We start from the raw sequence: 25,863 nt of genomic DNA on the forward strand, positions 1-25,863 counted from the left end.
GTCTGTACGATGGGGTGGTTTTTTATGTCTTTCAGTTGTGATTCTTGCTAGGAGACGTGGGATCGTGCTTTAAATCGTGTAAATACGCCCAAATAGATAAAATCAAGCATCCAATTATCACATTTCAACATAGGTTGATGTATCAAAATTTGGAGGAGATTGCTCAATGAGTTACAATCAAAATCTAACTCAACAACAACATCACCAGCAACACTACCAACAAAATCCTCATCAACTACATCACCATCACCACTTCCATCATGTGATTATTCATCCAGGTCAACATCCCCATCATCAAACCCCAATGCCGTATCCTGGAATGCACCAAGGCCAATGGCATGGTCAACAGGGGGTATGGCAAGGAATGCCTCATCCAGGTCAATATCAAGGCGGTAATTGGCAAGGAGGACGCGACGATAATCAATAAGCTAGCTTAATATGACTGAAGTGTGTTATATCGACTAATCCTCTGCGATCCCGAAAATTTTACACGCAGAGGATTTTACTTATTCGTTTACTTTCAGCAAAAATTTCATTTTTCAGCTGTTTGTAAGTTTCAATCAGCTCTGGCTCACCGCGTTCAAATAATTCTTCTTCATTCGCAGCTCCGTATACATGACAAAGAGTTTTTACTGCTTCCTCTGCTTGCTCCAGTGTCAGTTTTGTATTTTCAATAAGTGCAAAGTATCTATTGAGCGAAGCAAATGCAGCCATGCTGTCTATCGGTTTGATTATCTGTTCATCTTCTAGCGATTCACAATCAATCTCAGCATCCGAAACACCTGCCGGCCGCTCTTCCTCTATACGTAGTGCAATACCATATTCATTTCGTTTAACCCATAAAAGCTCTTGTTTCCATTTCATATCTTAACCCTCCCTTTTTATGCGACCCCGTTCTCTCCATCTAATACAGATTTAATACGTTTCTTGTATTCGCTCCAATCTGCAGATAACTTACTTGAACTTATCTTCAAAGACTGTGCGATCTCTATCCATGTCTCACCATTACGTTTACGAGTAAGGAGCTCTTTAAAGTCATATGGCAAATCTTCAAACGCTGGGCCATTTCCACCTAAGATAAAGTTCTCGAGCTCATCTTTGCCAATTTGAATTTCCTTCTCATCTTTACCCGGAATAGGCTCCTGTTTATCTTGATCACCAGGTTCATTAAACTCAACTACATCACCCTTAGAACCTTCTGTAGCTGTCATCTCAGGCTTCTCTGCTGAAGTCTCAACTTGTCCCCGCCTCCAGTCATCCCACTTCGTAGCAAGCGGAGCTACTCTCTTACGGTACTCATCGAGTCCAAGATCCATTTCAGCTTGTTCACCTTGTGACTTCACTTCTGATACAACTCCACTTACATCTTTGCATTTACGATGAACACCTCAGCTTCGATGTAGGCTATGTGCTATCTCCCTTTCACTTTCTTTATGACATCTCTTTGAAATGCTTTAAGCTTGACTGTTTCTTTAATGGCCCTAGTAATTTGCGCCAGGATAAATGCATCACGGACATTGTCGCTGCCGTTTCTAAATCCCCAGAGCACATAAATTGGAATGATTAAATCTTCTTTGGAGCAGTTGCCCTTGCAACCGGCAAAATTCTTAAGCTCCCCTGTAGCAACCTCGATGTATGTAATGCCTCTCTTGAATAGCTCCATCCGAACTCCCCAGCCAATCCCCCCAAGCATCGCCATTCGATTGGCCTGCGCATAAGCAAAATCTTCGATGCAGACAACATCGTCCGGTGATACCAAGTGAACTATCCGATCGATGAGCTTGACCATTTGTTCCGGGTCTTTTCCTGAAACCTTCAACTTCCTGAGCGTCCCAGACATCACCGTACTCATCTAGCGCGACGAACCCTACGCCCAACAAAAAAAGAGAGCCAACTTGACTCTCTCCATTAATCACTACTACTACCGCCTCCGCTATCACTGCCACCTCCACTGTCACTTCCTCCTCCGCTGGAGGAATCATTGTGGTGATGGTGATTATGGTGGTGGTCATGATGACTATGACTATGATTGTTATGATGATTGTGGTGATGACGATTAATATCATGATCAGAAGAACTATTATTAAAGAAATTAGAGCTATGATTGTGGTGCTGGGTAGAGCTACCTCTTCTATTCTTATTGCTAAACATGCCAATTAAACAAAAAATAATGAACATAACGATCATAATAACAATAAAATTCATCGAATCAGTCCTTTCAATTGCTTGTTACAAATATTTCTATTCTTCACAAATAATTAAAAGTCCTCTAAAATTGATCCTTCTATTATCACCCCAAATTTCTTGATCGGTTCTTTGTGCCGATCCTCCTGATCTTAACGAACATATTAACATCTACGTTTACGTCTACGTACTGACGCTGCCACGCTTCTTTTGTCTTGACCTGCTTGTTCCAGTAACCAGGCTGTGTAGCACGCACATACTAACCGAAACCGAAAATGTCGCTACCATCCATCTGAGTTTGCTGAATGAGTTTTTCAAAACCTTGCTTGGCATCTCTTTCGATTTTGACTTCCAATTTTTTAAGAATTTCATCAGTAACGCTGAAATGCTCTTCTGATTTTTCCTCTAAATCCCCTTCTATCTGGCAATTTATTTGGACATGTACGTTTCCATTTTCGATGGTTGTGGTTATTCTCGATGTCCGATGTGTTGCTTTAAATATAACCCTTGTGCCACCGGGTAATTCATGCATAACACTATACCCACCAGGGTTAATCTCTTTAATCGACGTATAATGGCCGATCTGCAGGGCTGTCGAAGTGCCCACCATTTTATCGTCTCGAAAATAAGCCAATCCAGAGATTTCAATGTTTGATGCTTTCTTTAACTCCAAGTAGGGGATTGATCCTTCCTGCCCTTTCGCTGAGGATTGACTAAAAAACACTCCTAAAAAATTGTTGGGCAGCTTGCCCATTTCTCGGGCATGATCTAACGTGGCGAGCAAGTATAGTGCAGGTACTCTTTCCAATTGAAGCATGGCATGCATGATATCTGCTGCCTCTCTTTTTTGGCGATAGCCTCCGATAGCACGATGACCCGTAAATGACCATAGAACAACCGATCTGCAAGCTGCTGTTGTAAATTCATTAAACAATCCTCAATGGTATATCCAACACTGGATAGTACCCAAATAGGTTTTTCTCCGGAAGGACTGCTCGCATCGCTGCCCGCACCAAGTGGAATCCTTCCTGGAACGGCAATCTGGACCGTAATCCGAAGTAATTTCTGATTCGTCCTAGGATTCTGTTTAAGAATATGCGTTGCATTGCTGGTTTCCTTCTCATCGCCAGGCTTTGCTTCATCGATTCCAATCGCTAAAAACGACAGCACGATCTTCAATTTCCAGGCGATCGCAGCATCCCGAAAGCAAAGGAACAATCAACAGCAATACAAGAATCGGTTTACTCAGATTTTGCAACAAGTTGATCACCCCGACTTTTTCGAATCATCTCAACGGCCAATCTTGGCAAAGGGAAGATGAGGGGTTCATTTGTCAAACAAATTACTTTCCCAAACATTCCCTTCAAAATATTTTTATCGAATTTTATGATTCTATGCATATGATCAAAATGGAAAATTGCAAACTTTTTGAAAATGTCTTTTAATTTTTCAGCCGATGTCCTTTCATAGAATTCCACTTTATGGGGAAAACTAACGACCATTCCCAGAATGTGAGGTGCGTGGTGCTTTATGAATCAAATTATTCAAAATATGGACTTTAGTAAAGGTTGGTGGTATTCGGCTATTCTTGGTGTTTTTCTATTGTTGTTCGTCGTTTTTATGCCCAAAAGATTAAACATGCCAGAGATCTATCTCACTTTCGGTGTAATCGCCGGACTTGTTTGGGTTATCGATACTGTATTTTCCGTTTGGCTTGATTTGTTTGACGTTGGTAGCCCTAATAAACGCGGTATCCCTGAATTTTTTATGTATACGATTATTCCTTCAAGTTTTGCTGTTATTTATCTAAACGTTTATCGAGAATATAAAAAACTTCTCTACACAATACTTTTACAGCTGTATCAGAACTTGCCGAGTGGCTAGCTGTCGCTGTTGGGATAATGACGTTAAAGCACTGGAACCCCTTGTACTCGATACCTGTTTATTTGGTTGTATACTATTTCTATTTGCCGTTTCATTTGCGTATTATGAAACGAACTTCGAAAGTCTGATCATAAATAAAGAATCCGCATTTTTTTGCGGATGCTGGATGCGGAAGTCTCAGGTTTTCGCTTTTGACTCAACAATTAAAAGACCGTGTTTTAAGCATTGTAAATACAACAATCAACTCTATTTTGAAAAGACCGTATAGAAATTAATTCAATACGGTCCGCAAAACAACAACAGCATATCTTCTCAATGACCTTTTTTACCCTTTTTCTCTGCTTCTTTACCTTTTTCATCCTTTTGCCCTTTACCCTTATCTGCTTCCTTGCCTTTTTCTTCCTTGCGCTCCTTACCCTTATCTGATTCCTTGCCTTTTTCTTCCTTGCGCTCCTTACCCTTATCTGCTTCCTTGCCTTTTTCTTCCTTGCGCTCCTTACCCTTATCTGCTTCCTTGCCTTTTTCTTCCTTGCGCTCCTTACCCTTATCTGATTCCTTGCCTTTTTCTTCCTTGTGCTCCTTACCCTTATCTGCTTCCTTGCCTTTTTCTTCCTTTTGCCCCTTACCCTTATCTGCTTCCTTGCCTTTTTCTTCCTTGTGTTCCTTACCCTTATCTGCTTCCTTGCCTTTTTCTTCATTGTGCTCCTTACCCTTATCTGCTTCCTTACCTTTTTCTCCTTTGTGCTCCTTACCCTTATCTGCTTCCTTAGCTTTTTCTTCCTTGTGCCCCTTACCCTTATCTGCTTCCTTGCCTTTTTCTTCTTCTTTTTGATCTTTACTGTTTGTTTCCTTTACTTCTTGATCAAGTTTTTCTTTTTCATTCTTATGTTCACCGTGTTCATGTCCATGTTTACCATGGCCTTTTCCTCCAGGCATACTCATTACCTCCTTGAAATTCCATTATAAAGACGGCGAGTGGACACTTTTAATATGCTGAATGTTCGTATAATGCGCCCTGCCCTCCGCTGTAATCAGATGAACAATATTGTTTTCTATTGCTTTTAATAATCCTATCCTGCTAGAGTTTCTACCCAAGTCAAAAACGACAATGTTACCTTCCAGCTTCTTGATTTGTTCCTCAAAGGTACGGGATAGAGGCAAATCGGAAGGATTAACAGGAAAAAATTTCTTATCCAATAGGTATGGAGTATGGTAGTTATTATAGGGAGTCAGCCATTTCAGATGGACTAATGGGATAAACATCGTTCTGTATACGGGCGAGTAAAACTCGAAATAATTCGTCATCACATGTGTAATATAACCATGAATAGGCTGATTTCCACAAACAAAGATCTCTGAAAATATTCCTTTGGAGTTCAATAATATTTTCCGATAAGAAATTTGTTTATCATTATTGATTGGTTTTTCAGGAGGAGCGGAGAAGTCAGTTGAACTTTTTTGGTTACTCAGACTGACGTTCAAAACATGATAAGTCGGGATGTAAATATAGCGCTCCCCATTATAGACAACCAATATATCATGCTCTGCATCCACTAGAACGCCTGTATGCCATTTATCACCATTCAATTCAACATCAATAACCGCTCCTAGCTGCTTCTGAAAAAGATCCATTTATTTTCACCTCCTCTCACTTGAATAACCAGCCCGTCCATACATATAAAGAAAACAAACTTAAAAACAGAGCTATGGGTACAACTAGTATTGTTACTTTTATATATTGCCCCCAAGTTAGGTGAATGTTATGCCTTTTAAGTATATGCATCCATATCAACGAAGCTAGCGTACCCATTGGCAACAATAATGACCCGATATCTGCACCTATGACATTACCCAAATAGGCGGTATGAAGCGTAAAAGTATCTAGCCCCATACTTTGTAGTGACAAGGAGCCAATCATAACAGACGGCAAATTATTACATAGGTTTGACATCACTGTTAGTAAAATACCCATTCCAAAAATCGCATTGAAGTGATTCTCGGCAACTGTTTCACCAATCCAACTTACGATAAACTGAGTTAAGCCAGAATTATGAAGGCCGTAAATAATGACATAGATACTGAATGCGAAGATTAAAATGTGCCAAGGAGTTTTTAAAAGTATATCTTTTGGACCAGTTCCTCTACGTTTCCATCGGATAGCGATTAGTAGAATCGCACCAACGATTGCAGGCCATTCCGTAGGAATCCCGAAGGGAGTCAACAGGAAAAAGCTGCATCTGATCAAGATTACAATGAATATGCAAATGCGAAATAACACCCAATCAATGGGGCGCTCTTCCATTGGATCTACTTTAAGAGGATGATAGGCTCCGGACTCACTGTGCATAAGACTATTTATGGATTTAGGGTGTAAATCCATAATCTTCACGGGAATTTCACGTTTAAAATACACGAAAAGCAAATACGATATCGCAATAATTCCTACCATTGCAGGTACAAACATCATTGCTGTATACGTATTAAGATCCAATCCCACTGTCTTTAGCGCAATAAGATTGGCAAGGTTGCTTACACCGATTGGAGCACTAGCTCCAGTTGCAACAAGCGCACCTGAAATAAGATAAGGTATTTTTTGTCTCGTTTTAAGATTGAGTATAGTTAAGGTCTGAATAATAATAGGAGTTGTAATTAAGATACTGCCGTCATTATTAAAAAACATTGTCATCAAAAAACATAATATATTAACGTACCAGAAGAGGGCTCTACCGGATCCTTTTGCCCGAATCGCCAAGTTAACTGCCGCCCACCGAAAAATTCCTATGCTCTCCAAAACAATAGACATTACAATTGTTGATAATATGGTTATGCTAGCCCCGCTTACAATAGTGCCGATATGGTATACATCTGGAAGCGATACAATCCCTAAAGCAATAAGGATCAATGCACCGATAGAAGTAGGGATTGATTCATTGATACCGAATGGACGCCAAATGATCAGCACTGTGACGGCTACAAATACCATGGAGATTACTGCAGTTGTCAGATTAACCATGGGCTTGCACCTCATCAAGGATACCATCTATTGACTCATGTTTGAGATCAATGGACGGGAGAGGGAGAATTTCTTTGGACGTTCTACATAAATTGAATAGATTAATCATCATAGGACTTCCCCCCTTCCTCCATTATAAACATGAATAGTTGAGTTATTTTTTCTCGTTATTATCCTGCTTTTGTTCCTTTTTCTCATCCTGATTTTCTTTTTTGACTCCATAAGAAATGCTTTTAATATGAAATGTAAAAATAGTGACCAACTCATGGTTCACAACCATGGTGATATATTCAGGGGTTGTTTCGGATACAACACCTTGAACGCTCTCATGGCCTCCACGGTTAACCTGACACCAAAGATTTTTCATGCCTGCTAGCAATCCAACAAAATTTTCTGCTTGCATAATTTTTAACACAGGTTGAGGCTCTGTAGGTTCCAGAACATCCATGATGTCTTTTGTATTTTGTGTCATACTCTTTAAATGCTGAGTGTTGTAGTAGACAAGCCCATCCTTCTCATTGTAAATAACGACATAATCAGAACCTACGGATACTACCCTACCTTGCCGCGACTCAGGACCTCCGCGATCCAATCTTACTTGTTTACCCACCAGTGTCAAATAATCAAAAGCCATGTTGTTTTCCCTCCAGCTAGTAAAATGGTTGTTGCATTATTATATATACGTACCTGACAATGGTTTGTACTAAGCGGATAACCTGTCTCTCAGTTTTTCCGCTTTTATCTCTGCAAGGCTTATGTACATGGTAAAATATACCAAATTTCTCCCAGTCAACAACGTCTCAGCATTATTGACCGGAAGAAATATCAATTTATTTCTCGCTACTACTGGATATCTCTTATATTAGACACATCCGAAATACTGCTTAAGGCAACGGCAAAAATGATATCTCTCGTGGACAATACGACGACATTGCCATTTAGTCCAATTACTTCTGCATTCTGAACATCTTTTAATTGTTCTGCCAAAGTGTTGAAATCAACCTTAGATTTACGGACTAATGGACTGAACAAGCTCGTCAAGACAGCATCTTCGCAATTATTCGAATCTTTTTTCTCGGACCCACTCGTATTTCCTTCCAACCATTTCTCATTAAAATCTCCCACCCAAATTTCCAATCCTGCAATGAGATCGACTGGCACGAAATGGTCTACTCCGTTGCTAACGAAATTTAGAACACGGTTCTCAGCAGAATTGATTTTCACATCAGAATATTTCCCGTAGGAATAGTCTAATGTGTGTAACTCTTTCACTGTAATACCTTTCAGTTGATTTAGGAAATTTCCTATACAACACTTCTCACAGTTACAATTACTGTTACATTGCCCTTTCCCGGAAGATCTGACATGTTTAGGCGGCCCTGGAGGCCCTGGAGGCTTTGGCGGCTTTGGCGGCCCTACCGGTCTTGGTGGCCCCGGTGGTCCGGGCGGTCCGGGTGGTCCCGGTGGACCTGCTGCTCCTCTTGGTCCTTCTGGCCCTTCTGGTCCTCTCGGCCCTTCTGGTCCTCTCGGTCCTTCCGGCCCTTCTGGTCCTCTCGGTCCTTTCGGCCCTTCCGGTCCTTTCGGTCCCATCGGTCCCATCGGTCCTCCAGGTCCCATCGGTCCTCCAGGTCCCATCGGTCCTCCAGGTCCCATCGGTCCTCCAGGTCCCATCGGTCCCATCGGTCCCATCGGCCCTCCAGGTCCTCCAGGTCCTCCAGGTCCCACTTTCCCCCTCTTTCCTTTATTACCTTGCTTACAGATAACTTTTTTTCGTTTGTGAATGCTGTGTTTTCGGTGACATACTCGTTTTTTTCTCTTTTTCTTATTTTTAGTACATTTGCAGGGTCCATTACAGCAAACAACACAAATCTCACTTAGTCTCTTTGAACACCGTTTTCTAGCTTTAATAATTTTCTGCTTTCTCCATTTTCCGAGTCGTAATTTATGTTTGTATTTCGTTTTTTTAGAGCATTTACATGCTTCTTTATCTTGGCCAACGGTGCAAATATCCTTTTGGTTGCTTGTGAGCGAGTGAAGGACAACCGGCTTGTTCATTACGGTGTACTTCCCATAGCCCGAAATTTTAGCATTATGGAAGATTTTCATGCTTCGCGAACCAGGATGCATAAATACTTTAGAATGCTTAATCATAACTATATCCTCCCTTCATAAGAATAGGCATTTTGTTATCGGGAACATTCATCTATGTGGGTGTTTGCAATATTAGTGTATGGACCTATGAAATAGCCTGTTCTAGGGATAAAGCACATTTTAGGAATTGCAAAAGCTCAGAAAAAGAAAAAGGGCGCTGTCCTAGATCATTAGAATCCACGTGACATATACTTAGAATATAAATATGGATACAAATCAAATATCTGGTATTCCTAAACCATGAAGGAATGAACTTTATCATTGACGAATAGGAGGTTTTCTTATGTTGTTTGTTTGCATACTTTTTCTTTTGGGCTTTGGTTTGTATATTTTATTAAAACCTCCTACGAGTCTTAACAACCACGAGTTAAGTAATCATATATTGCAAGAGCAACAATTAAGCGATCTGACTAAGATTGATAGGATGACTAAATATGAAAAAGCTCATATTTCCGAAATAAAAAAATAATACCGTCCTCAATCGTTTGCACTGGTCGCTATTATATAGTCATTATCGCGAACATTTTTTCCATAGGACAATTTCCATCAGGATACCAAAGTTAAATGAAAAAAAGCCCATGGGATTGTACCCTCGGGCTTGTTGTTTCTTCATATGACTTACGCTATCGCATACTGGTCTTATTAACTATTATTATTCCCTTATAAAATCCCACTAACAATCGGCAAAATAACTTCCACCATAGTCCCTTTCCCAACTTCACTTTCAATTCGCATAGCCCCCTTATGATTTTGGATGATTCTCATCGAAACCATTAATCCTAACCTTGTTCCTGTTTCTTTTGTAGTAAAAAAAGGATCTCCAATCTTGGATATTTCATTTTGTGGGATTCCATGTCCTGTGTCTTGAATTCGAATGTGTATTTCATCGTTTTTTTGCTTGGCTTCTATTGTTACTTGTCCGCCTTTAGGCATGGATTCAATCGCATTCTTTAAAACGTTGATGAATACTTGATTGATGCTGCGTTGACACTGGATTAATGGTAAATTGGCATCCAACTCTTTATTGATTTGAACGTTATAAAGGTTTGCTTGTCCTTCAAATAGTCGTGTAACGTGATTTAACTCGTGGACCACGTCCCTTAATTCCGATGCCTCAGTTGAAGGTTTAGCTAACACTAAAAGCTCACTTACAATTTCATTGATTCGATCAATTTCTGATATCATGACTTCATTGCGCAATTTCTTTATACCTTCTATATCCTCTTTTACGTACAATTGCATGAATCCTCGCAAACTAGTCAATGGATTTCTAATTTCATGAGCGATTCCAGCTGCAAGTTCTCCTACTAAGGAAAGTTTCTCGGATCTGCGAATTAATTCTTCAGATTGTATGCGTTCTGTTATATCCCGCCCCATACTGATAACATGTTGGATCTCTCCAGTAGCATTTCTTATTCTTTTGGAATGTGCTTCTTGCCAGATATAATGGCCGCTTTTATGCCGAACTCGATAAACAAATATCCTACTATCCGAATTATCATAATAACCGTACTTTAGCCAGTTAGATTTCAAATCTTCTGGATGCCAATACTCATAGGCAGATGTTCCGATAAGCTCATCCGGCTCATATCCGAGTTGTTTTCGGATAGCTGGGGAGACATATGTGATCATTCCTTCCGGCGTTAATCGCAAAATAACATCCTGGGAATGTTCGGAAATAAGCTTGTGCAATTCTTCAATCTTCTTGAACTCTTCTTCCTTCTTTTTTTGTTCTGTTATATCTACAACTTGGGAGATGAGTATGCTATTAGCATCGAATCCTAGTTGGTTCTTAACGATAGTAACATGTAAAAGCCCCCACATAATGGCCCCGGATTTATGAATGTACCTTTTTTCTAATTGGTAACCCTCACGTTCACCTTGCACCAATTGACGCCACAATGACTGATCTGCTTCTAAATCTTCAGGATGGGTAACAGATGGAACACCCAGATTTATTAATTCACTTTCGCTATATCCTAACATTTTGCAAAAAGATGGATTAACTTTGAAAAGGCTTCCATCAAAAGCTAAAAAGGCCACTCCAATTGGAGATTTTTCAAATGCATGTAAGAGAAGACTATGGTCATTGAAGTTAGTTAGCATCCGATCCTCCGTGTAAAGCAGTACATAATTAACCTAACAAAGGCATTATAACAGCAATTTTCAATCCGTTGTATAGATGTTTTTACAAAAGTACATCTCTAAGACGCTTTGTGTAATATCAGACGAAAATAATTTTGATTTTGAATGCATAAGAATTCCTTCCACTCCAAATGATATGAGTACACCAAGAAAAGGAGTGATTTTTTCCATGGCAAACAACAGCACATTAGTGGTTCCTCAAGCAAAAGCAGCTTTAAATCAAATGAAATTTGAAGTAGCTCAACAATTGGGAATACCTTTACAACCAGATGGTTACAATGGAAATCTCGCGACGCGCGATGCAGGCTCTATTGGTGGCAGCATTACTAAAAGATTAGTACAAATGGCTGAGCAGCAGCTCCAAGGTTTTCAACGTTAAGTTTTTGATGGAAAAGTAAGCTTGCAAAAAAAGACTTCTAGCCACCTAGCCTCCTCCAGGTGTGATGAAGTCTTTTTATTTTGATACCAACTAACAGTGAATTGGAGAGGATACAGAATGACGCAAAAGAGTGAGCACGAATCAACAGACACAACTAATGATCTTAGTCAGAGTACTGCAGCGGATGGTTTACATACAACTGATGAAGGTACAAGTATGAATGACCGGATCAAAGCAGAAACAACACCTGAGACGTGCCGTGCAAGTTTAGATGGAAATTGAGTTGGTAAATTTTCACCCCAAGGGATTAGCCCCTCTTCCAATGCACACAATAGTAATGTTTCAAAATTACTCTAAAGGTGGCTACTCTCATGTCGACAAATAACCAGCAACAAGAAAATCATTTGAAAGATCAAAAAGATAACAAACCCAATCATGGTAGCAGAAAAAAGAAGAAATAGTTAATAGAAGCCCAGGGATTTTCCTGGGCTTTTTGAATTCAGTTCCTTGAGCGACTCAAACTCTAGCATTCCGAACTATCCCCGACATCATTTCTGCATTCGGATAGTCCACATCCCTGTAAAGTTGGATTACTCTCTCCGCGTCAAAATCAACACGCTGTATGGATGTTTTTATTTTACCTTCTTCAATTTCAATCAGACCATAAGAAGCTTTAGTAATGCCATCAAACGGAAGGCCTACGCTTCCAACATTCATAAGTATTTTACCATTCAAGTGTCTTATGTAAGCTTTGTGGATGTGCGCGTACACATAGATCTGCGCGTCTTGTGAACTCATCAAACGGTTCTGTAACCCAGCGTCGTCCTCGTTCGGAAGCACGATTTCAAATAAACTACTCGGTGTTGCATGGAAGGCGTTTATTCGAGTTCCACTTACCTCACAATTAATTTCTGTCGGGAGTGTTTCTAAATAGGCCAGATCAGACGGTTCAAGTTTGGAATAGGTCCAATCACGTTCGATGTTCATGAGGTCAATCACTTTTTGCGGAACTTCCCCTTCGCGAACGCCGCGGACTACCCACTCGTCTGCATTGCCTTTAATCACTTCCGTATTCAAAGAACGAATTAAATCCAGAGATCGTCTGGGTTCCGGTCCACGGTAACAAAGATCGCCTAGCACATAAATTTTATCCACTTTATTTTGCTTAATATCGTTTAAAACCGCTTCAAGAGCAATTGCGTTTCCATGTATATCTGAAATAAAAGCTATTTTCATCCGAACTTGACCCCCATAACAATAATGGATAAATTTTACCATTACTTACTTTGCGTGTCCACGAGGTACAGCCGTTTTGATCAGCAAAAAAACCACCTCGCGGTGGTTTTAATCAGCTTATCCTTAACGATTACGCCGCAGCAACACTACACCGCTAATGCTTGATGTATTTTTCTGATATACCACTTTAAAACCGATATCTGCATCCAACAAACAGGCAAACGCGTTATTCAATAGTCTACCGGGAGCTAATGTAAACGTACAAGGTGAAGCGTTGCCGATCACACGAGAGGCGGTAATTCTGCGTGCAGAACCTGGACGAAGCGGATTTCTTACCCAAGTTATCAGAACGAAATCAGTGTTACGAACTGCTTTTACTCGAGCCATAGTCTTCACCTCTTTATGGTTAGGTACTCTACATTAAATGCGGGGTTCAGAGAATTGGATCTAAGCGCTTACCTAAAAAAAGGGAAACAAAAACAGCCCCATGAGAAGATTCTCATGAAGCAAAAGTTGACTAGCATCTCGAAAACTCATATGCTATAATAGTCAAACAAGAACATATATTCTCCTTTTTTCGCATTTATCTTACAGTCAGAAAAGAAGGTATCCGATCCAATGCAAGATCCAACAATTTTTGAACATCTACGAGACAAGTATGCCGACGAGGACAGAGCGAAGCTTGTTATGCTTCAGTTAAAAACGTTACTAGAACAAAAGAAAAAGAAAAAATGGTACCAGAAGCTGAGAATGCCTACAAAAACACAACCATCAAGCTGGAACGAGTAGTACCCCATAAAAAAGAGACTTTCCTCCAAGTAGCCTGACTACTTAGGAAAGCCTCTCTCCGTTTGTTATTTACCCCTTTTTTTCGAATAGTACAGTACACCAAGGTAATGAGCCCCTGTAAATAGCGTCAGAATCCCAAAGAAAAGCAAGAATCCGCCCTGCCGATCACGGAAGAACAACTGCAGAACAAATAACGCCAGTGAGATTTCGCTCCAGAGAAGCGTTCTTTTTTTGAGTTGGGTCAAGTCCGCGGTGGATTTGCTAATTTTGCGAAGATTCATGAAGGTAAGACCTGCAAGTACAATGATTCCAACAACAATCACGAGAATGTAACCCGAATTGCCCGACATGTGACTCCCCCTATTTCGATGTTCAACTTTATCTTCTTTTAATAGTAAGATATTATATCTAAGATACATGGAATGATGCTAGATGTCTATTTGAAAAAGAAGAGAAGGAGTCTTATATGTCTACAATTATGTTTAAAACAATAGAAGCGTCGGATATTCCCGCTCTAATGGACATTTACAACCATTTCGTCATGAATTCCACCGCCTCTTTTCATACGGAACCTGTTACAATCACCGAATTTACAGAGAGTGTTATTCATCCGAACTCGCGTTTTCAAACTTTTGTGATCACTTTGGATGGAGAACTCCAAGGCTATGTGCAAGTAATGCCTCACAAGAAAAAGCAAGCTTATGCCACTACAGGAGAAGTGACGATCTATTTACAACCGGGGTGCGTAGGCAAAGGAATCGGTTCCGCCGCCATCCAATTTATAGAGACGTTCGCGAAAGAACAAGATTTTCATTCCTTAATCTCTACGATCTGTGCAGATAACAAACCTAGTATTCATATGTTTTCGAAAAATGGCTACACGCAGTGCGCTCACTTCCGCGAGGTTGGCTTCAAATGGGGCAAGTTCCTTGATATCGTAACCTATCAGAAAATCATTTGACATTCTAAGGCGTTAACAGCTGCCAATTCAAACCTCCATCTTTCGTTTTCCACAAATGCCGGGCATCCCAGAGCCAGCCGCTGCTTGTTGTAACGAAACTCACTTGTAAATTCGGATCAAGCGGCTGGAACGCGGCGGGAAACGTGTGTTGACTCCATGTTTTGCCGCCGTCGCCGGTCCGAAGCAGCTGTCGCTCTTCCTCTTGAGCACGATTCTGCTGATTCGATTGCAGCAGTACGAAACCATGATCTGCATCTACAAAGGACAGTGCTCTCGGTACGAGAGACATCGATATTTTACCTGCTTCCTCCCATGATTCCCCGTCCGTCATGTGGTAAAACGTTACAGCCGGCTTGTTTTTTTCACTTGGACTTGGGAATGAACTCGAACCAATAAACCAGCCCTCTAGGGATGAAAGGAATGTAACCACGCCTTCGCTTGGCATAGGAATACGATTTGAGGCTAACCAAGTAATCCCCCCATCTTGCGTACGAAGCAATACCAGGTCCTTGCCGTTGCGAACGGCAATCAATCCATTTTGTCGATCGAAGAACCGAAAGAACGTAATTTCCTTTCCTCCCTCAAGCACAGGCAAGTCCTGGGCAATCACTTCCCATGTTTGACCTCCGTCCGCGGTTAAGCTTAGTTGCGATTTTTGGTCTTTCGATTCATTTGTCAGCAACCAGCCCGTTTGAGAATCAAGAAAAGAAAGCGTGCTTGGCACCACCAAGGCGTCTATCCCTCTCTGAGGCTTCCAAGTCGCCCCACCATCATCAGTTTGCATGAGCGAAGCTTTTCCTTTTCCAGACGTAATACCATAACCTTGCAGCTCATTCACAAAGGTAATGGCTTTGGTAGGGACATTTGGCTTATGAATATTTTCATTATGTACTTGTATATTTTCGCCCGAAATGACAGATAGTCCGCTATTTTGCTTGTCTGGTTTGCTCGTTTGTGTACTTGTTGGCAGAGTCGAGGTTTGTTCATGAAAACAGCCTGCGCACAGCACAAAAACGATCAATATCATTAGTTTTTTGTTGTTCATCAGGGTTATCATGTCCTTCTCCTCGCTCCTTTCACGTTTCCGGTTTAAGTATATGTAATGACGCTCTATGACTGGAAATAGTTCATGTCCATGGCTTCCAATACATGTTATTCCTTTATTTCACAGGATAGGCTGTCCCTTCATTACAAAAGCTAGAGCATATCATAATGCTCGGAGGGATTGCCATGACCACAAAGTTGGTGTGCTCCGCTGCCATCGTTTTCCTGCTAGCTGCTGGGTGCGGTGTGCCTAAAAGCAAGCCATATCATGATCAGCGCTCAACGCAAAATGCACATGTCAATGAGCAAGAAGCAACAATAAAATCCAGTCTCGATGACAGCGTTTTTGATTTTGAACCTTTGCCGAGCCCAAAGAACATAGAAACATTAACGCCGACGACAACACCTCAGGCTACCGTATCACCTAAATCTGCACCAACGGCTGTTACACCTAGCCCGTCGCCTAGAACAAACCCGAAGAAAGCCGCCCATACGGAAGGGTCCAGTTCTAAGAAGCCATCCGTTCCCGTTCAAAAAAATTCAGGTCAAGTTCGAATTTCACAGAAAAAACTTACGCTTTCGCAACTCGTAGTCAAATATCCGGACACTTTCAAGCTGCGCGGTTCCAGCCAGGAGAAGAAGGTCGCGCTAACCTTCGATGATGGACCTGACACGCGGTTTACACCCAAGGTGCTTGATGCTCTTAAGGCCAACCAGGTAAAAGCAACCTTTTTCGTGCTCGGCTCACAGGCTAGTAGCCACCCTGATATCGTTAGACGAATTGTTCGTGAGGGCCACGTCATTGGCAATCACTCATACAGCCACGCGAATCTACCGAAATTGTCGGTGGACAAATTCCAAAACCAGATTATGAACACGGAAAATGTCCTGCAAGGCTTAATTGGCTATGCGCCTAGGCTTATCCGTCCACCCTACGGAGCAATTAATGAAGAGCAGGTCAGATGGGTCGCTGACCACCATTATTTGATCGTGAATTGGAATGTCGATTCCCTAGATTGGAAATCGCTGAACTCGGAGCAGGTGCTGAACAATATTATGCAGCAAACGAAACCTGGTTCCATCATTCTGCAGCACTCCGGTGGAGCTGATACTCAGGATTTATCGGGGACTGTCCAGGCTATCGGACCGTTAATCACGAAACTCAAAGCAGCCGGCTATACCTTTGTCACTGTACCTGAACTGCTTCACGTGACCAAAAACAAATAAACCCAAGGATAAACGACTTCGTCGTCCATTCAGGACGAGCGCGTTTGTCAAGGTAGAGCGAAGCAAAAGTTAAAAACTTATATTTCTTATCTACGAACAAACGCACCCCTAAGGTGCGCTCTCGACTGTTCTTTCCGCCCAAAAAAAGTCATGGAACGAAGAGTTCCATGACTTTTTTAATGTTCTATTGGTGCAGCAGCGGCTGCCGACGACTTGCATTCTGAGCAATAGCCAAATATCTCAAACCGATGACTTTGAATTTCAAAGCTCTCCGGCAAATCCTGAACTAGCTTCATCGGGCAAAATTCGAACGTCACCGTCTTCTCACAGCCCACACAGATCATATGATGATGATGGTGTGATAAGCAGCTCGCTTTAAATTTCAACCCATCAGCCAAATGAAACTGTTCCAACACGCCCATCTCACTCAACAATCGAAGATTACGATACACGGTATCGAAACTGACACCAGGATATTTGATTTTCATGTATTCATAAACGTCTTTCGGCGATAAATAACTTCCAGATTCCGCAAATAATGTTGCCAAACTCCTGCGCTGCTCTGTAATTCTCCAGCCCTGCTGAGCCATGGCCTTCAGCATCTCGTCAATCGTATGTGTATGAGTGCCCACTTGCATTACCCCTCTGTCAAGAATTGTTCTACTAACATAGTGCAGCAAATTGGCATCCTACGTCAAGTAGCTGACCATCCATGTTTCGACAATCTAGTCCAATTTGCCTCCCACTCATTATAACACATAATAGTAATATTTATTATTAATAGCGTATTTACAGACAATAAAAAGAACCCACAGCTTTACGTGCCGGGATTCTTTTCGATTCTTTTTACAAACTGCACTTAAGATTCGGCTTCATTATCAGACATGGATTCCAGCTTCAGCAAGGCATCCCGAACGGCATCTCTGGAGAAATTTTCCCCAATAAATACCGCAACATCGGGCACTTCACCTTTTGGCGTAATTTTAACGAAATCCATTTCCCTGTACGCATACTGAAATAAGAAACGGCTTGATGTATCAGAGAAGCTCAGAATTCCTTTAGCACGATACACCTCTTGTGGAAGCTTACTGACAAACTCTTCAAAAGCATTACTATCTACTGCGCGTTCAAAAAAGTGCGTATATGCCATCACATGGCTATGAGAATGATGATGGTGGCTCCCGTGCTCGTGCTCTTGAGCATGTTCATGCTCTTCTTGTGACGAGCGACTGTCTGACTCATGATCATGTGAAGCAAGCTCGGCCGTCAAATGAGCTGCAGCGTATCCCTCTTCTTCGAGCATTTCAACGAGTCTCATATCAATTTGACTAAAGACTGTAAAATGTATGGAGGCATATGGATTCCATTCCCGCACAAGGGCATCCACTTCCTCGAGCGCCGTACCCGTGAGCAGATCTGTCTTATTCAAAAGAAGCAAGTTCGCGCATCGGATTTGTTCCTTCATAAGGCGATATGTTTTGCCCCTGCTTGTCCGGTTAAGCTCCAGCAATTGCGGAGCATCTACAACGGTGATGACGGCTTTGAGCTCCACTGGAATGATAAGCGAAGCGTCAGTTACTTCATCAATGATTTCCATGGGATTCGCGATTCCTGTGGATTCTATGAAAATCAAGTCAGGCTGTTCGCCAGTTACTAGCTCATGAAGAGCTGTTGCCAGATCGCCACGGCTTGAGCAGCAGATACAGCCGCCCAGCAGCTCGGACATCGGCACTTCATTTGCTACCAGCTGCCCATCCAAGTTCACTTCACCGATCTCATTCATAATGACTGCCGGCTTTCGCCCCGCTTCGGTAAAATGATCAATTGTTTTCGTCAATAACGTCGTTTTCCCGCTCCCAAGGAAGCCGGATAAGATATAAACCGTAACTCTTTTCTGTGCCATCGCCTTTACTGCCTCCGCTCTTGAATGACTTCAAAGTTTGTAGATAAGATGGGCCATTTCCCTACATGCTGGACAAGAAACGGAAACAGCTTAACCCACAACAAGCTGTTCGTCGGGTCAACCGGCTTTAGTGGAAGCTCTAAGCGGTCATATAAAATACTTGCCGCCTCTTGAGCGAGCGCCAAAGCCAAATCCGCTGTTGAGGATAGTTCGACGGTTGACAAGCGAGGCAAATAGTACTGACTAATCGATTCAGATAAACGATGCTCGGACAAGTTGCTTGAAGCCATCATTTCTTTCATTCCCGAACTGACCAAGCGAGCAATTTCTGCATCGAAGGCATGAGGAATGCAATAAATTTCTAGCGCCAAAGCGGCTATGTAAATCTCTTTTATGAGTTCATCTTCTTTATCTTGTGTTAAAACCGGATCTTGCAAATAAGCAGCAACTGCCGGCTTGATCGTATCCCAGCTATTTTCGATGCTTTTCATCGTAAACTGCAGCATAGCTGCAGCTAGTTCAGCGGGTGTGATTTGTTTTTTTTCTGCATCTTGCATGGTAGACTATTCCTCTTTTCTCTCGTTGCTTTTAAAATGGATGACTAATTCAATAATTTCGGAACGGCTCCCTAGACGAACCGGCGGCCCCCACGTACCAAAGCCTGAGGAAACGATGGCATGCAGATTCCCCTTCTTCAAGTACCCCCAATCCAGCTCAAAAAGCCTTCTTGTGATGAGGTAATTCGGACTAATCTGTCCCCTGTGCGTGTGCCCTGAAAGCATGACATCAGCGCCCGCAGCTTCCGCTTTATCCAGGTGATAGGGCTGATGGTCCATAACAATAATAGGCTGGCCTAGGTCAGAACCGTCTAGCAAGGACGCAAGTGCTTTTCGCCCCTCGGCCGTTCGTTCGGCCGCCTTGTCTTTTCGGCCCACGAGATACAACCGATCTTGGATATGAACAGTTTCGTCCATGAGTACACGAATACCAATTTTGTCCATCTGTTCGATGAAGGCAGGAATATGCCCCCCAATGTATTCATGATTGCCTAGTACGGCATAAATCCCAAGAGGAGCTTGCAGTTCCCGCATCGTCGTACCCATATCATAGCGGATAAACGGTCTAATATCATCATCAATAACGTCCCCTGGCAAAAGGATCAAATCCGGCTTTAAGCCATTGACATGCTTCACCAGCTTTCGCAAATGACGATTGCCCACAATGGAGCCCAAATGGATATCCGAAGCCACAGCGATGCGTAACTGCTCCCAGTCGCCTGCTTTTTTGGGAATCGTAATCTCGTACTTCCTTAGAATTGGACTACGTGCATTGTAGGAACCACGCGCCATAAGCAGAATAAGAATCCCAAGATCTATCCATCCAAGGATAGGCGTATAAGTAGCAGCAGGGACGGATGCCAGTTGAAGCACTCCCGCAACCAAGTCCGTCAACGGCAGCAGCAGGAAACCGAACTGCATCATGGCAAACCAGTAAGAACCGACAATTTTTAATATCATCTTCATCCCAGCAGGCAGAACTTTGGAACCAGCCCATGCTAATAGATACGACAAGGCAACGATCCAGAAGACAACCCAATATAGGCCGGGATGAAACCAAGAACCCAATTGGTTGGATAGAAAGACCTGAACGTGCCAGCCGATGTAACCGTTCAACCCGAAAATAATGGCAAATACAAGGGTGATACTTAGAACCGTGCGTATTTTCATTTTACCTCTCCCATTCTCTCCATCCGCCTACAGCAGCAGGCTTATCGGTTCTATGCATAACTCATCATCATTGCGCACATTGCCCACCCGGCTGGACACGGGGTACGCATACATCTCGTCAGACGGGTATGGCTTCAGCAGCGGGCGCAGCGCATCCGTGTTCGTTATGCTGCGGTCCAGCCAAGTCGCTTCTGCCTCCCGCGGTAAAATGACCGGCATACGCTCATGAATATCCATCATCAATTCGTTCGCTTCCGTAGTAATGACCGTGCAGGTGGATATGCGAGTGCCGTCTGGAGACGTCCATGTATCATATAGCCCTGCCATACTAAAGATCTCTTTGCTGCGCAGCATGATTCGCATAGGCTGCTTCTGCTTTCCCGTCCCCTTCCAGTCGTAGAAGGAATCTGCCGGAATTAAGCAGCGTTTGCGCTCAAAGGGCTTGCGAAACGCAGGCTTGTCCGCAAGTGTCTCCGACCTTGCATTCAGCATCGAATAACCTAGCTTCTCGTCCTTCTCCCATTCCGGAACGAGTCCCCAGCGCAGCTCGCCGAGCTTATTTTTCTCACCGTCGTGAACGATCGCCATGACTTGCTGTCCGGGTGCCACATTGTATTTGGGGCTGTACCTCGCCGGATATTTGTAATAAATATCATACCGCAGCATCAGCTCCTCCAACGTTACGGTTATGGTATAGCGTCCGCACATGGCCGCACATCCTTTGCCTTCATATTTCCTAGCGAGAGTCTTCGCTTCCTACTTTCCTGTTTAACGTCATAATCTCTCTTCTCCATTATGTGAAAAAGAGATACTCACGTCAATTCGCGCAGCCCGAGGAGGGTTCTCCATCGGGCTGGCGGTTGCGTCATATCTTCTTTGTGTACGTCATGGACTACGTTTTGTGTTCGTCACCTTTTTTGTACATACTTGCGACGAAGTGATCAATATATCTGGCTGTTCGCACGCTCATTTCAGCCCGCATGTAGTCTTTCGCAATAATCAGCGCGTCTTCGTGCCCGCGGCAAACATAGCGGTAATGAATGGCTCGATCATTTTTCTCTTCTTCGAACATTTGAATGCTTCTATGCATCATTTTCGATTTGGTTTCACTTATATCGGCTAGAATTTGCGCCGCCAGCGCGTGGGCAGCGCGTGAATAGAGCTGCCTAAGCGTTTCAGCGGATCTTTCAATCTCAACAGCCTTTCTTTTGATCATCCCGTGCATCAAGGGCAGCAGCACGTAGTCCCGCATAATGCCAATGTCCTCCGCTGTAGGACGATTCGCCGGAGCAGCCTTGTCGCTGCGCAAATGTTGCAGCGCTTCCCGGTGCTGAGGCAGCATCATCCTGCTGGACTCCCACAAACCGTTCTTTTCCAGTTTCTTACTCATTTATAGTGCCCCCCGATTTTGAGCGCTCTGTTCTGTGCTTGACCGGCTGTCGTGAGCGAGGAAGCCCGCACAATCGCTGCGTTGCCGAATCGGTCCTTGAGGCTATCTGTTACTTTCTCAAGTGCCCTCGCCTTAATCTGATCTTCAAAAAGCGTAAGCTGATACGTATCATCGTCAACGAATTGGCTTAACATCACACCGGCACGGCGGACGGGCATCGTGTCCCAAAACTTGTAGAACAGCTTCTTAACGGCTTGAAAAACTGTTCTAGTATGATTCGTCGGGTCAGGCATCTTCATTTGACGTGAAAAGCCTGTCGGAGCGTCAAATGGGCTGCACATGCAGCTAACGGTCACAATGGACGCCATATATCCCTTGCGCCGGCAATCACGGCACACCTCTTCAGTAAGCTCAAGCAGAATCGTATCTACCTCAGCAGATTCCGCGTAGTCCCTGGGGAGAGTCATCATATGGCCTATAGACTTCGGAGGCGTATCGAACGTACCGGGCGTAACCGGACTATCATCCAAACCATTCGCTGTTCGCCACATGACTTCCGCATGAATGTCGGATTGCTTGCCAAACCGTGCGCGGAATTTGTCCTTGAGCAGCGGCAGCGGCGTTCTCGCCACATCGCCGATCGTATACATGCCCAGTCTGGCAAAATGCGCGGTCATCCTTGAACCGACACCAAACATTTTACTTACTGGCTGCGCCCATAAGTACTCCTCAACGGCGGGCGGGCGCAGCGTGAAGATGCCGGTCTCATTCTTTTTGGCCCAAATATCTGTCGCGATCTTCGCCAGAATTTTATTCGAGCTAATCCCTATACGGACCTTCACGCCCGTTTGCTGCAGCACCTTCCGCTGAATGGCCATCGCAATCGTATCCGGGTCTCCGAAAACAGGCAAACTTGCCGTAATGTCTAGAAACTGCTCATCAATACTGAAAACCTCAACAAGATCGGTAAATTCTTCGTATATTTTAGTAATCATTAGTGAAACATCAATATAATGCTGCATGCGCGGACGCATAACGACCAGCTCCGGACATTTCTTAAGCGCCTCCCCCAGCCGCTCGGCCGTGGAAACGCCAAATGATTTGGCGATGGGACAAGCAGCCAGAATGATGCCCGAACGCAAAGCAGGGTCACCGGCGACCGCAACCGGTTTATCCCTAACCCCCGGATGATCCGCCTTCTCTACACTTGCGTAGAAGCTCTGGCAATCCGCCAGAAATATCGTCCGTTCCTTTCCTTTGCTCACCGCAATCCCCCCCGCATATTCATCAGCGTAGTCATCAGTTCTGCTTTAACCAAGCTGCGAAGCATCGTGAAGTGATGGATGTAGCCTCGGACTTTGTACTCGACATTAATACCCAACGCATTCATTTCGGTATGAATGACTTTAATATCTCTTTTCTTCATAACGCTCTTAATGCTTTGTAATTGAGGATAAATGGCTGTCTCCACCTCTCTGAGGTAAAAAAGAATATGATTGTATACAATTTTATCCTTATAAACCTTGAGTTCCTCCATATCCCTTGCCAACATATCGAGCAAAATGGGCAGCAGCGTATATTCCTTAATAATTTGAACATCCTCTTCTGTCTCAATTCTTGCATGAACACTCATATTTTCCACCACCATATGCGAACATATATTCGTGTTACTTATTATATACCGAACACGTATTCGTTATGCAAGTGGTTTTTTTGAAAAGTAAAAAAATACCACCTGACCAGGTCGCTTAGACCTTGCAGGCGGCATTTTGGGAATAGCTTATCGAAACATGGACCACAGTTTGATCAAGTGAAACGTGTTCGAAGGATCGATTTTTTGAGAAAGAATGAACTCCAAAATCTGATTCGCTTGGAAGTTGGTCAGATTCTCGCCGAGAATGCCGGAGGCAATCCCGATGAGCTTCGTGACCTTCATACGATTTTGCAAATCAGCCTTCGTAACGCTTTGCAGCAGCATGATGAGGCGTTCCTTGATCGCCGGGTTTCTTAATTTGAACTTGACTCGCTCAATCAACGCAGGATCGATGCCATATAGCTGATAACTCATGTTCGTACCTCCGATGTCCCGTCATGCTTTATACATATGTGGAAACGAACATAATCTTGACTACATATAAATGGCGATCAAAATAACACATATACAATTTAGCGCAACAAGCAGAGGCATCCCGATAACGAATGAGGTATGCTTCGTCTTATGCCGCCAAACCCGCATGCCGAGCCAACCGCCAATCCCGCCGCCAAGTGCAGCGAACATAAACAGCCGCTTCTCCGGGACTCTGCGCCCGCCTTTTTTGGCCTGCCCCTTGTCGTGCCCCATCTCTATGAAAGTAACGATATTCATCAGCAGTAAATATACAAGAAAATAAGTCAAATGATGGCACCTTCGCTTCCAAAATAATAATAGAACTACTATTATCTTAAAATCGAATGGGGGCGTGGTCAAATGTTAATTTTAAAAGTTACAGCAGCGTAAGCTCCACAACGGTCGCCCTCTTATCCGGCAGCGGGTAGCTCGAGTGCTCCGGTCTACCGAAACTAATGAACGCATCATCCGGATACTGCGCAGCATTCCAAGGGCGGCTTAAGAAGACTTCGGAACCGTCCGACAGCAGTCTGGCTTTCTTCACTTTCCCCGCCAAACCGTTCAAGTTGATGGGACCTACACTTTCTTCGAACAAGTGGGCGTACAGCAGATTGCCCTTTTGCGTGTACCTGCCCCATTCCGGTTTCGGCCAATCGGCTTGCCCACAGCCGTAAATGCTGTTCCCATTTTTCTGAATCCAATCGCCAATTTCCGACAAAATGTCCAATGACTCCTGCGGAATCTCGCCGAGCGCATTAGGACCGACATTCAAGAGCAAATTACCGTTTTTGCTGACGCACTCTACCAGCTTCCGAATGACGGTAGTCGGGGATTTATATTGGAAATCCTGAGCTGCGTAGCCCCAGTTATTATTTAGCGTAATACAAGCTTCCCATGGAATAGGGTTGCCCTCATAATCCGTCACACCTTGCGGTGGAATGATTTGTTCCGGTGAAGCAAAGTCGCCTGAATAGCTGAGCGGATTGTTCGTAAAAATGCTCCCGCCTTCCTCGCCGCTTGCGTCCAGACGGTTATCTACAATGACGTGCGGCTGCAGAGACCGAATCATCGCCATCAGTTCTGTTGCTTTCCAGGTCTCCCCCTTCATCTGATCATAGGAGAAATCGAACCACATGATGTCCAGCTTGCCATAATTCGTGAGCAGCTCTTTGACTTGCCCGTGCATATATTGCAAATATCTGTCGAACGTCTCTGGATTTCTGGCATAGCTCTCGTTACCCCGCATCGGATGGTGGCGATCTCCATAGGCCGGATAATCCTCATGATACCAATCGATTAATGAATAATAGAGCCCGACCTTCAAGCCTTCCGCCCGAAATGCTTCAATAAATTCCAGCACTAAATCTCGCCCGGCTTTGGTGTTCGTTGATTTATATTCCGTGAGAGCGCTATCAAACAAGCAAAAACCATCATGATGTTTTGCCGTCAATACCGCATATTTCATACCTGCTTGCTTGGCTGCGCGCGCCCACGCTTTAGGATCGTAGCGAACAGGGTCGAATTCATCAAAATACGGTTGATAGTCCTCTACCGAAATGCGCTCGGCATTGCGAACCCATTCTCCTCTAGCTGGAATCGCATACAACCCCCAGTGAATGAACATACCGAATCGATCCTGCAAAAACCACTGCGTGCGCTCTGTTCGTTCTTGAATAATCGGATTTGTCATTTCTACACACCTTTCGCTATTAAAATGCTAGGC

Annotated in this window: 33 protein-coding genes; 7 read left to right on the forward strand and 26 right to left on the reverse strand. The window is 43.4% G+C overall.

Annotated features, from left to right (window positions below; all coding sequences use genetic code 11):
* Positions 1–166 precede the first annotated feature (166 nt).
* Complete coding sequence (locus RQP52_RS09975; protein WP_315951180.1) at positions 167–427, forward strand: hypothetical protein; 261 nt, start codon at positions 167–169, stop codon at positions 425–427.
* Positions 428–486: 59 nt separating this feature from the next.
* On the opposite strand, the gene RQP52_RS09980 is transcribed toward RQP52_RS09975, so the two are convergent.
* The 3 genes from RQP52_RS09980 to RQP52_RS09990 all read right to left on the reverse strand — a co-directional run bounded on the left by RQP52_RS09980 (position 487) and on the right by RQP52_RS09990 (position 1,852).
* Positions 487–864 (reverse strand): hypothetical protein, encoded by a 378-nt coding sequence (locus tag RQP52_RS09980; RefSeq protein ID WP_315951182.1) that lies wholly within the window; start codon positions 862–864, stop codon positions 487–489.
* A gap of 17 nt (positions 865–881) precedes the next feature.
* Entirely contained in the window at positions 882–1,343 is a 462-nt protein-coding gene (locus RQP52_RS09985; RefSeq protein ID WP_315951183.1) for a hypothetical protein, read from the reverse strand.
* Positions 1,344–1,411: 68 nt separating this feature from the next.
* On the reverse strand, positions 1,412–1,852 hold the full coding sequence (locus tag RQP52_RS09990) for a hypothetical protein (protein WP_315951185.1): 441 nt from the start codon (positions 1,850–1,852) through the stop codon (positions 1,412–1,414).
* Between the two features lie 131 nt (positions 1,853–1,983).
* Between RQP52_RS09990 and RQP52_RS09995 the strand changes: the two genes are divergently transcribed.
* Positions 1,984–2,160 (forward strand): hypothetical protein, encoded by a 177-nt coding sequence (locus RQP52_RS09995; protein ID WP_315951186.1) that lies wholly within the window; start codon positions 1,984–1,986, stop codon positions 2,158–2,160.
* A 283-nt stretch (positions 2,161–2,443) separates the two neighbouring features.
* Here the strand turns inward: RQP52_RS09995 and RQP52_RS10000 are convergent, their stop codons facing one another.
* Together RQP52_RS10000 and RQP52_RS10005 are read right to left on the reverse strand one after the other, a co-directional pair.
* Positions 2,444–3,001, reverse strand: a complete 558-nt coding sequence (locus RQP52_RS10000; protein ID WP_315951188.1) for a Ger(x)C family spore germination C-terminal domain-containing protein — start codon at positions 2,999–3,001, stop codon at positions 2,444–2,446.
* Positions 2,953–3,354 carry a Ger(x)C family spore germination protein gene (locus RQP52_RS10005; protein WP_315951189.1) on the reverse strand — a complete coding sequence of 134 codons (402 nt, stop codon included), beginning with the start codon at positions 3,352–3,354 and terminating at the stop codon, positions 2,953–2,955. The genes RQP52_RS10000 and RQP52_RS10005 overlap by 49 nt, the downstream gene beginning before the upstream one ends.
* Before the next feature lie 360 nt (positions 3,355–3,714).
* Here RQP52_RS10005 and RQP52_RS10010 point away from each other — a divergent pair, with 360 nt between their 5' ends.
* Positions 3,715–4,068 (forward strand): hypothetical protein, encoded by a 354-nt coding sequence (locus RQP52_RS10010; protein ID WP_315951190.1) that lies wholly within the window; start codon positions 3,715–3,717, stop codon positions 4,066–4,068.
* Positions 4,069–4,380: 312 nt separating this feature from the next.
* Here the strand turns inward: RQP52_RS10010 and RQP52_RS10015 are convergent, their stop codons facing one another.
* The 6 genes from RQP52_RS10015 to RQP52_RS10040 form a co-directional block, all read right to left on the reverse strand.
* Positions 4,381–5,004 (reverse strand): hypothetical protein, encoded by a 624-nt coding sequence (locus tag RQP52_RS10015; protein WP_315951192.1) that lies wholly within the window; start codon positions 5,002–5,004, stop codon positions 4,381–4,383.
* A gap of 24 nt (positions 5,005–5,028) precedes the next feature.
* Positions 5,029–5,700: a KOW domain-containing RNA-binding protein gene (locus tag RQP52_RS10020; RefSeq protein ID WP_315951193.1), complete on the reverse strand. Its 672-nt coding sequence runs from the start codon at positions 5,698–5,700 to the stop codon at positions 5,029–5,031.
* 16 nt (positions 5,701–5,716) lie between these two features.
* The gene (locus RQP52_RS10025) at positions 5,717–7,081 is read right to left on the reverse strand and encodes an arsenic transporter (protein ID WP_315951195.1); all 1,365 of its coding nucleotides are present in this window, start codon (positions 7,079–7,081) and stop codon (positions 5,717–5,719) included.
* Positions 7,082–7,235: 154 nt separating this feature from the next.
* Complete coding sequence (locus RQP52_RS10030) at positions 7,236–7,715, reverse strand: hypothetical protein (RefSeq protein ID WP_315951197.1); 480 nt, start codon at positions 7,713–7,715, stop codon at positions 7,236–7,238.
* 209 nt (positions 7,716–7,924) lie between these two features.
* Positions 7,925–8,806, reverse strand: coding sequence for a collagen-like triple helix repeat-containing protein (locus tag RQP52_RS10035; RefSeq protein ID WP_315951199.1), 882 nt, complete (start codon positions 8,804–8,806; stop codon positions 7,925–7,927).
* Between the two features lie 1,086 nt (positions 8,807–9,892).
* Entirely contained in the window at positions 9,893–11,338 is a 1,446-nt protein-coding gene (locus RQP52_RS10040) for a PAS domain S-box protein (protein WP_315951200.1), read from the reverse strand.
* A 208-nt stretch (positions 11,339–11,546) separates the two neighbouring features.
* Between RQP52_RS10040 and RQP52_RS10045 the strand changes: the two genes are divergently transcribed.
* Together RQP52_RS10045 and RQP52_RS10050 are read left to right on the forward strand one after the other, a co-directional pair.
* Positions 11,547–11,756: an alpha/beta-type small acid-soluble spore protein gene (locus RQP52_RS10045; protein ID WP_127452259.1), complete on the forward strand. Its 210-nt coding sequence runs from the start codon at positions 11,547–11,549 to the stop codon at positions 11,754–11,756.
* A gap of 117 nt (positions 11,757–11,873) precedes the next feature.
* On the forward strand, positions 11,874–12,038 hold the full coding sequence (locus tag RQP52_RS10050) for a hypothetical protein (RefSeq protein WP_315951202.1): 165 nt from the start codon (positions 11,874–11,876) through the stop codon (positions 12,036–12,038).
* Positions 12,039–12,272: 234 nt separating this feature from the next.
* Here the strand turns inward: RQP52_RS10050 and RQP52_RS10055 are convergent, their stop codons facing one another.
* From RQP52_RS10055 to RQP52_RS10065, 3 genes are all read right to left on the reverse strand, one after another.
* A complete protein-coding gene (locus tag RQP52_RS10055) occupies positions 12,273–12,992 on the reverse strand; it encodes a metallophosphoesterase family protein (RefSeq protein ID WP_315951203.1) in 720 nt (239 codons plus the stop codon).
* A 123-nt stretch (positions 12,993–13,115) separates the two neighbouring features.
* Positions 13,116–13,379 carry a hypothetical protein gene (locus RQP52_RS10060; RefSeq protein WP_127452254.1) on the reverse strand — a complete coding sequence of 88 codons (264 nt, stop codon included), beginning with the start codon at positions 13,377–13,379 and terminating at the stop codon, positions 13,116–13,118.
* 467 nt (positions 13,380–13,846) lie between these two features.
* Positions 13,847–14,131, reverse strand: a complete 285-nt coding sequence (locus RQP52_RS10065; RefSeq protein WP_315951206.1) for a hypothetical protein — start codon at positions 14,129–14,131, stop codon at positions 13,847–13,849.
* Between the two features lie 128 nt (positions 14,132–14,259).
* Here RQP52_RS10065 and RQP52_RS10070 point away from each other — a divergent pair, with 128 nt between their 5' ends.
* A complete protein-coding gene (locus tag RQP52_RS10070; RefSeq protein ID WP_315951207.1) occupies positions 14,260–14,742 on the forward strand; it encodes a GNAT family N-acetyltransferase in 483 nt (160 codons plus the stop codon).
* A gap of 4 nt (positions 14,743–14,746) precedes the next feature.
* Here the strand turns inward: RQP52_RS10070 and RQP52_RS10075 are convergent, their stop codons facing one another.
* Positions 14,747–15,787 carry a hypothetical protein gene (locus RQP52_RS10075; protein ID WP_315951209.1) on the reverse strand — a complete coding sequence of 347 codons (1,041 nt, stop codon included), beginning with the start codon at positions 15,785–15,787 and terminating at the stop codon, positions 14,747–14,749.
* 185 nt (positions 15,788–15,972) lie between these two features.
* Here RQP52_RS10075 and RQP52_RS10080 point away from each other — a divergent pair, with 185 nt between their 5' ends.
* Positions 15,973–17,013, forward strand: coding sequence for a polysaccharide deacetylase family protein (locus tag RQP52_RS10080; protein ID WP_315951210.1), 1,041 nt, complete (start codon positions 15,973–15,975; stop codon positions 17,011–17,013).
* Positions 17,014–17,189: 176 nt separating this feature from the next.
* On the opposite strand, the gene RQP52_RS10085 is transcribed toward RQP52_RS10080, so the two are convergent.
* The 11 genes from RQP52_RS10085 to RQP52_RS10135 all read right to left on the reverse strand — a co-directional run bounded on the left by RQP52_RS10085 (position 17,190) and on the right by RQP52_RS10135 (position 25,830).
* Positions 17,190–17,651 carry a Fur family transcriptional regulator gene (locus RQP52_RS10085; protein ID WP_315951211.1) on the reverse strand — a complete coding sequence of 154 codons (462 nt, stop codon included), beginning with the start codon at positions 17,649–17,651 and terminating at the stop codon, positions 17,190–17,192.
* A 221-nt stretch (positions 17,652–17,872) separates the two neighbouring features.
* Positions 17,873–18,916: a CobW family GTP-binding protein gene (locus RQP52_RS10090; RefSeq protein ID WP_315951214.1), complete on the reverse strand. Its 1,044-nt coding sequence runs from the start codon at positions 18,914–18,916 to the stop codon at positions 17,873–17,875.
* Between the two features lie 5 nt (positions 18,917–18,921).
* Positions 18,922–19,473 (reverse strand): hypothetical protein, encoded by a 552-nt coding sequence (locus tag RQP52_RS10095; RefSeq protein WP_315951216.1) that lies wholly within the window; start codon positions 19,471–19,473, stop codon positions 18,922–18,924.
* A 6-nt stretch (positions 19,474–19,479) separates the two neighbouring features.
* Complete coding sequence (locus RQP52_RS10100; RefSeq protein WP_315951218.1) at positions 19,480–20,643, reverse strand: metallophosphoesterase; 1,164 nt, start codon at positions 20,641–20,643, stop codon at positions 19,480–19,482.
* Between the two features lie 27 nt (positions 20,644–20,670).
* Complete coding sequence (locus tag RQP52_RS10105) at positions 20,671–21,351, reverse strand: SOS response-associated peptidase (RefSeq protein WP_315951220.1); 681 nt, start codon at positions 21,349–21,351, stop codon at positions 20,671–20,673.
* A 184-nt stretch (positions 21,352–21,535) separates the two neighbouring features.
* Positions 21,536–22,033, reverse strand: coding sequence for a hypothetical protein (locus RQP52_RS10110; RefSeq protein WP_315951222.1), 498 nt, complete (start codon positions 22,031–22,033; stop codon positions 21,536–21,538).
* Positions 22,030–23,298 carry a DNA polymerase IV gene (locus RQP52_RS10115; RefSeq protein ID WP_315951224.1) on the reverse strand — a complete coding sequence of 423 codons (1,269 nt, stop codon included), beginning with the start codon at positions 23,296–23,298 and terminating at the stop codon, positions 22,030–22,032. Before RQP52_RS10115 ends, RQP52_RS10110 begins: the two co-directional genes overlap by 4 nt.
* Positions 23,295–23,666 carry a hypothetical protein gene (locus RQP52_RS10120; RefSeq protein WP_127452234.1) on the reverse strand — a complete coding sequence of 124 codons (372 nt, stop codon included), beginning with the start codon at positions 23,664–23,666 and terminating at the stop codon, positions 23,295–23,297. The genes RQP52_RS10115 and RQP52_RS10120 overlap by 4 nt, the downstream gene beginning before the upstream one ends.
* Positions 23,667–23,813: 147 nt before the next feature.
* Positions 23,814–24,101 (reverse strand): stage VI sporulation protein F, encoded by a 288-nt coding sequence (locus RQP52_RS10125; protein WP_315951225.1) that lies wholly within the window; start codon positions 24,099–24,101, stop codon positions 23,814–23,816.
* A 60-nt stretch (positions 24,102–24,161) separates the two neighbouring features.
* Positions 24,162–24,398: a DUF1294 domain-containing protein gene (locus RQP52_RS10130; RefSeq protein ID WP_315951227.1), complete on the reverse strand. Its 237-nt coding sequence runs from the start codon at positions 24,396–24,398 to the stop codon at positions 24,162–24,164.
* Between the two features lie 118 nt (positions 24,399–24,516).
* Positions 24,517–25,830: an alpha-L-fucosidase gene (locus tag RQP52_RS10135; protein WP_315951229.1), complete on the reverse strand. Its 1,314-nt coding sequence runs from the start codon at positions 25,828–25,830 to the stop codon at positions 24,517–24,519.
* Between the last annotated feature and the right edge of the window lie 33 nt (positions 25,831–25,863).

Source organism: Paenibacillus violae, from assembly GCF_032461945.1.
Classification (GTDB): Bacteria; Bacillota; Bacilli; order Paenibacillales; family NBRC-103111; genus Paenibacillus_E; species Paenibacillus_E violae.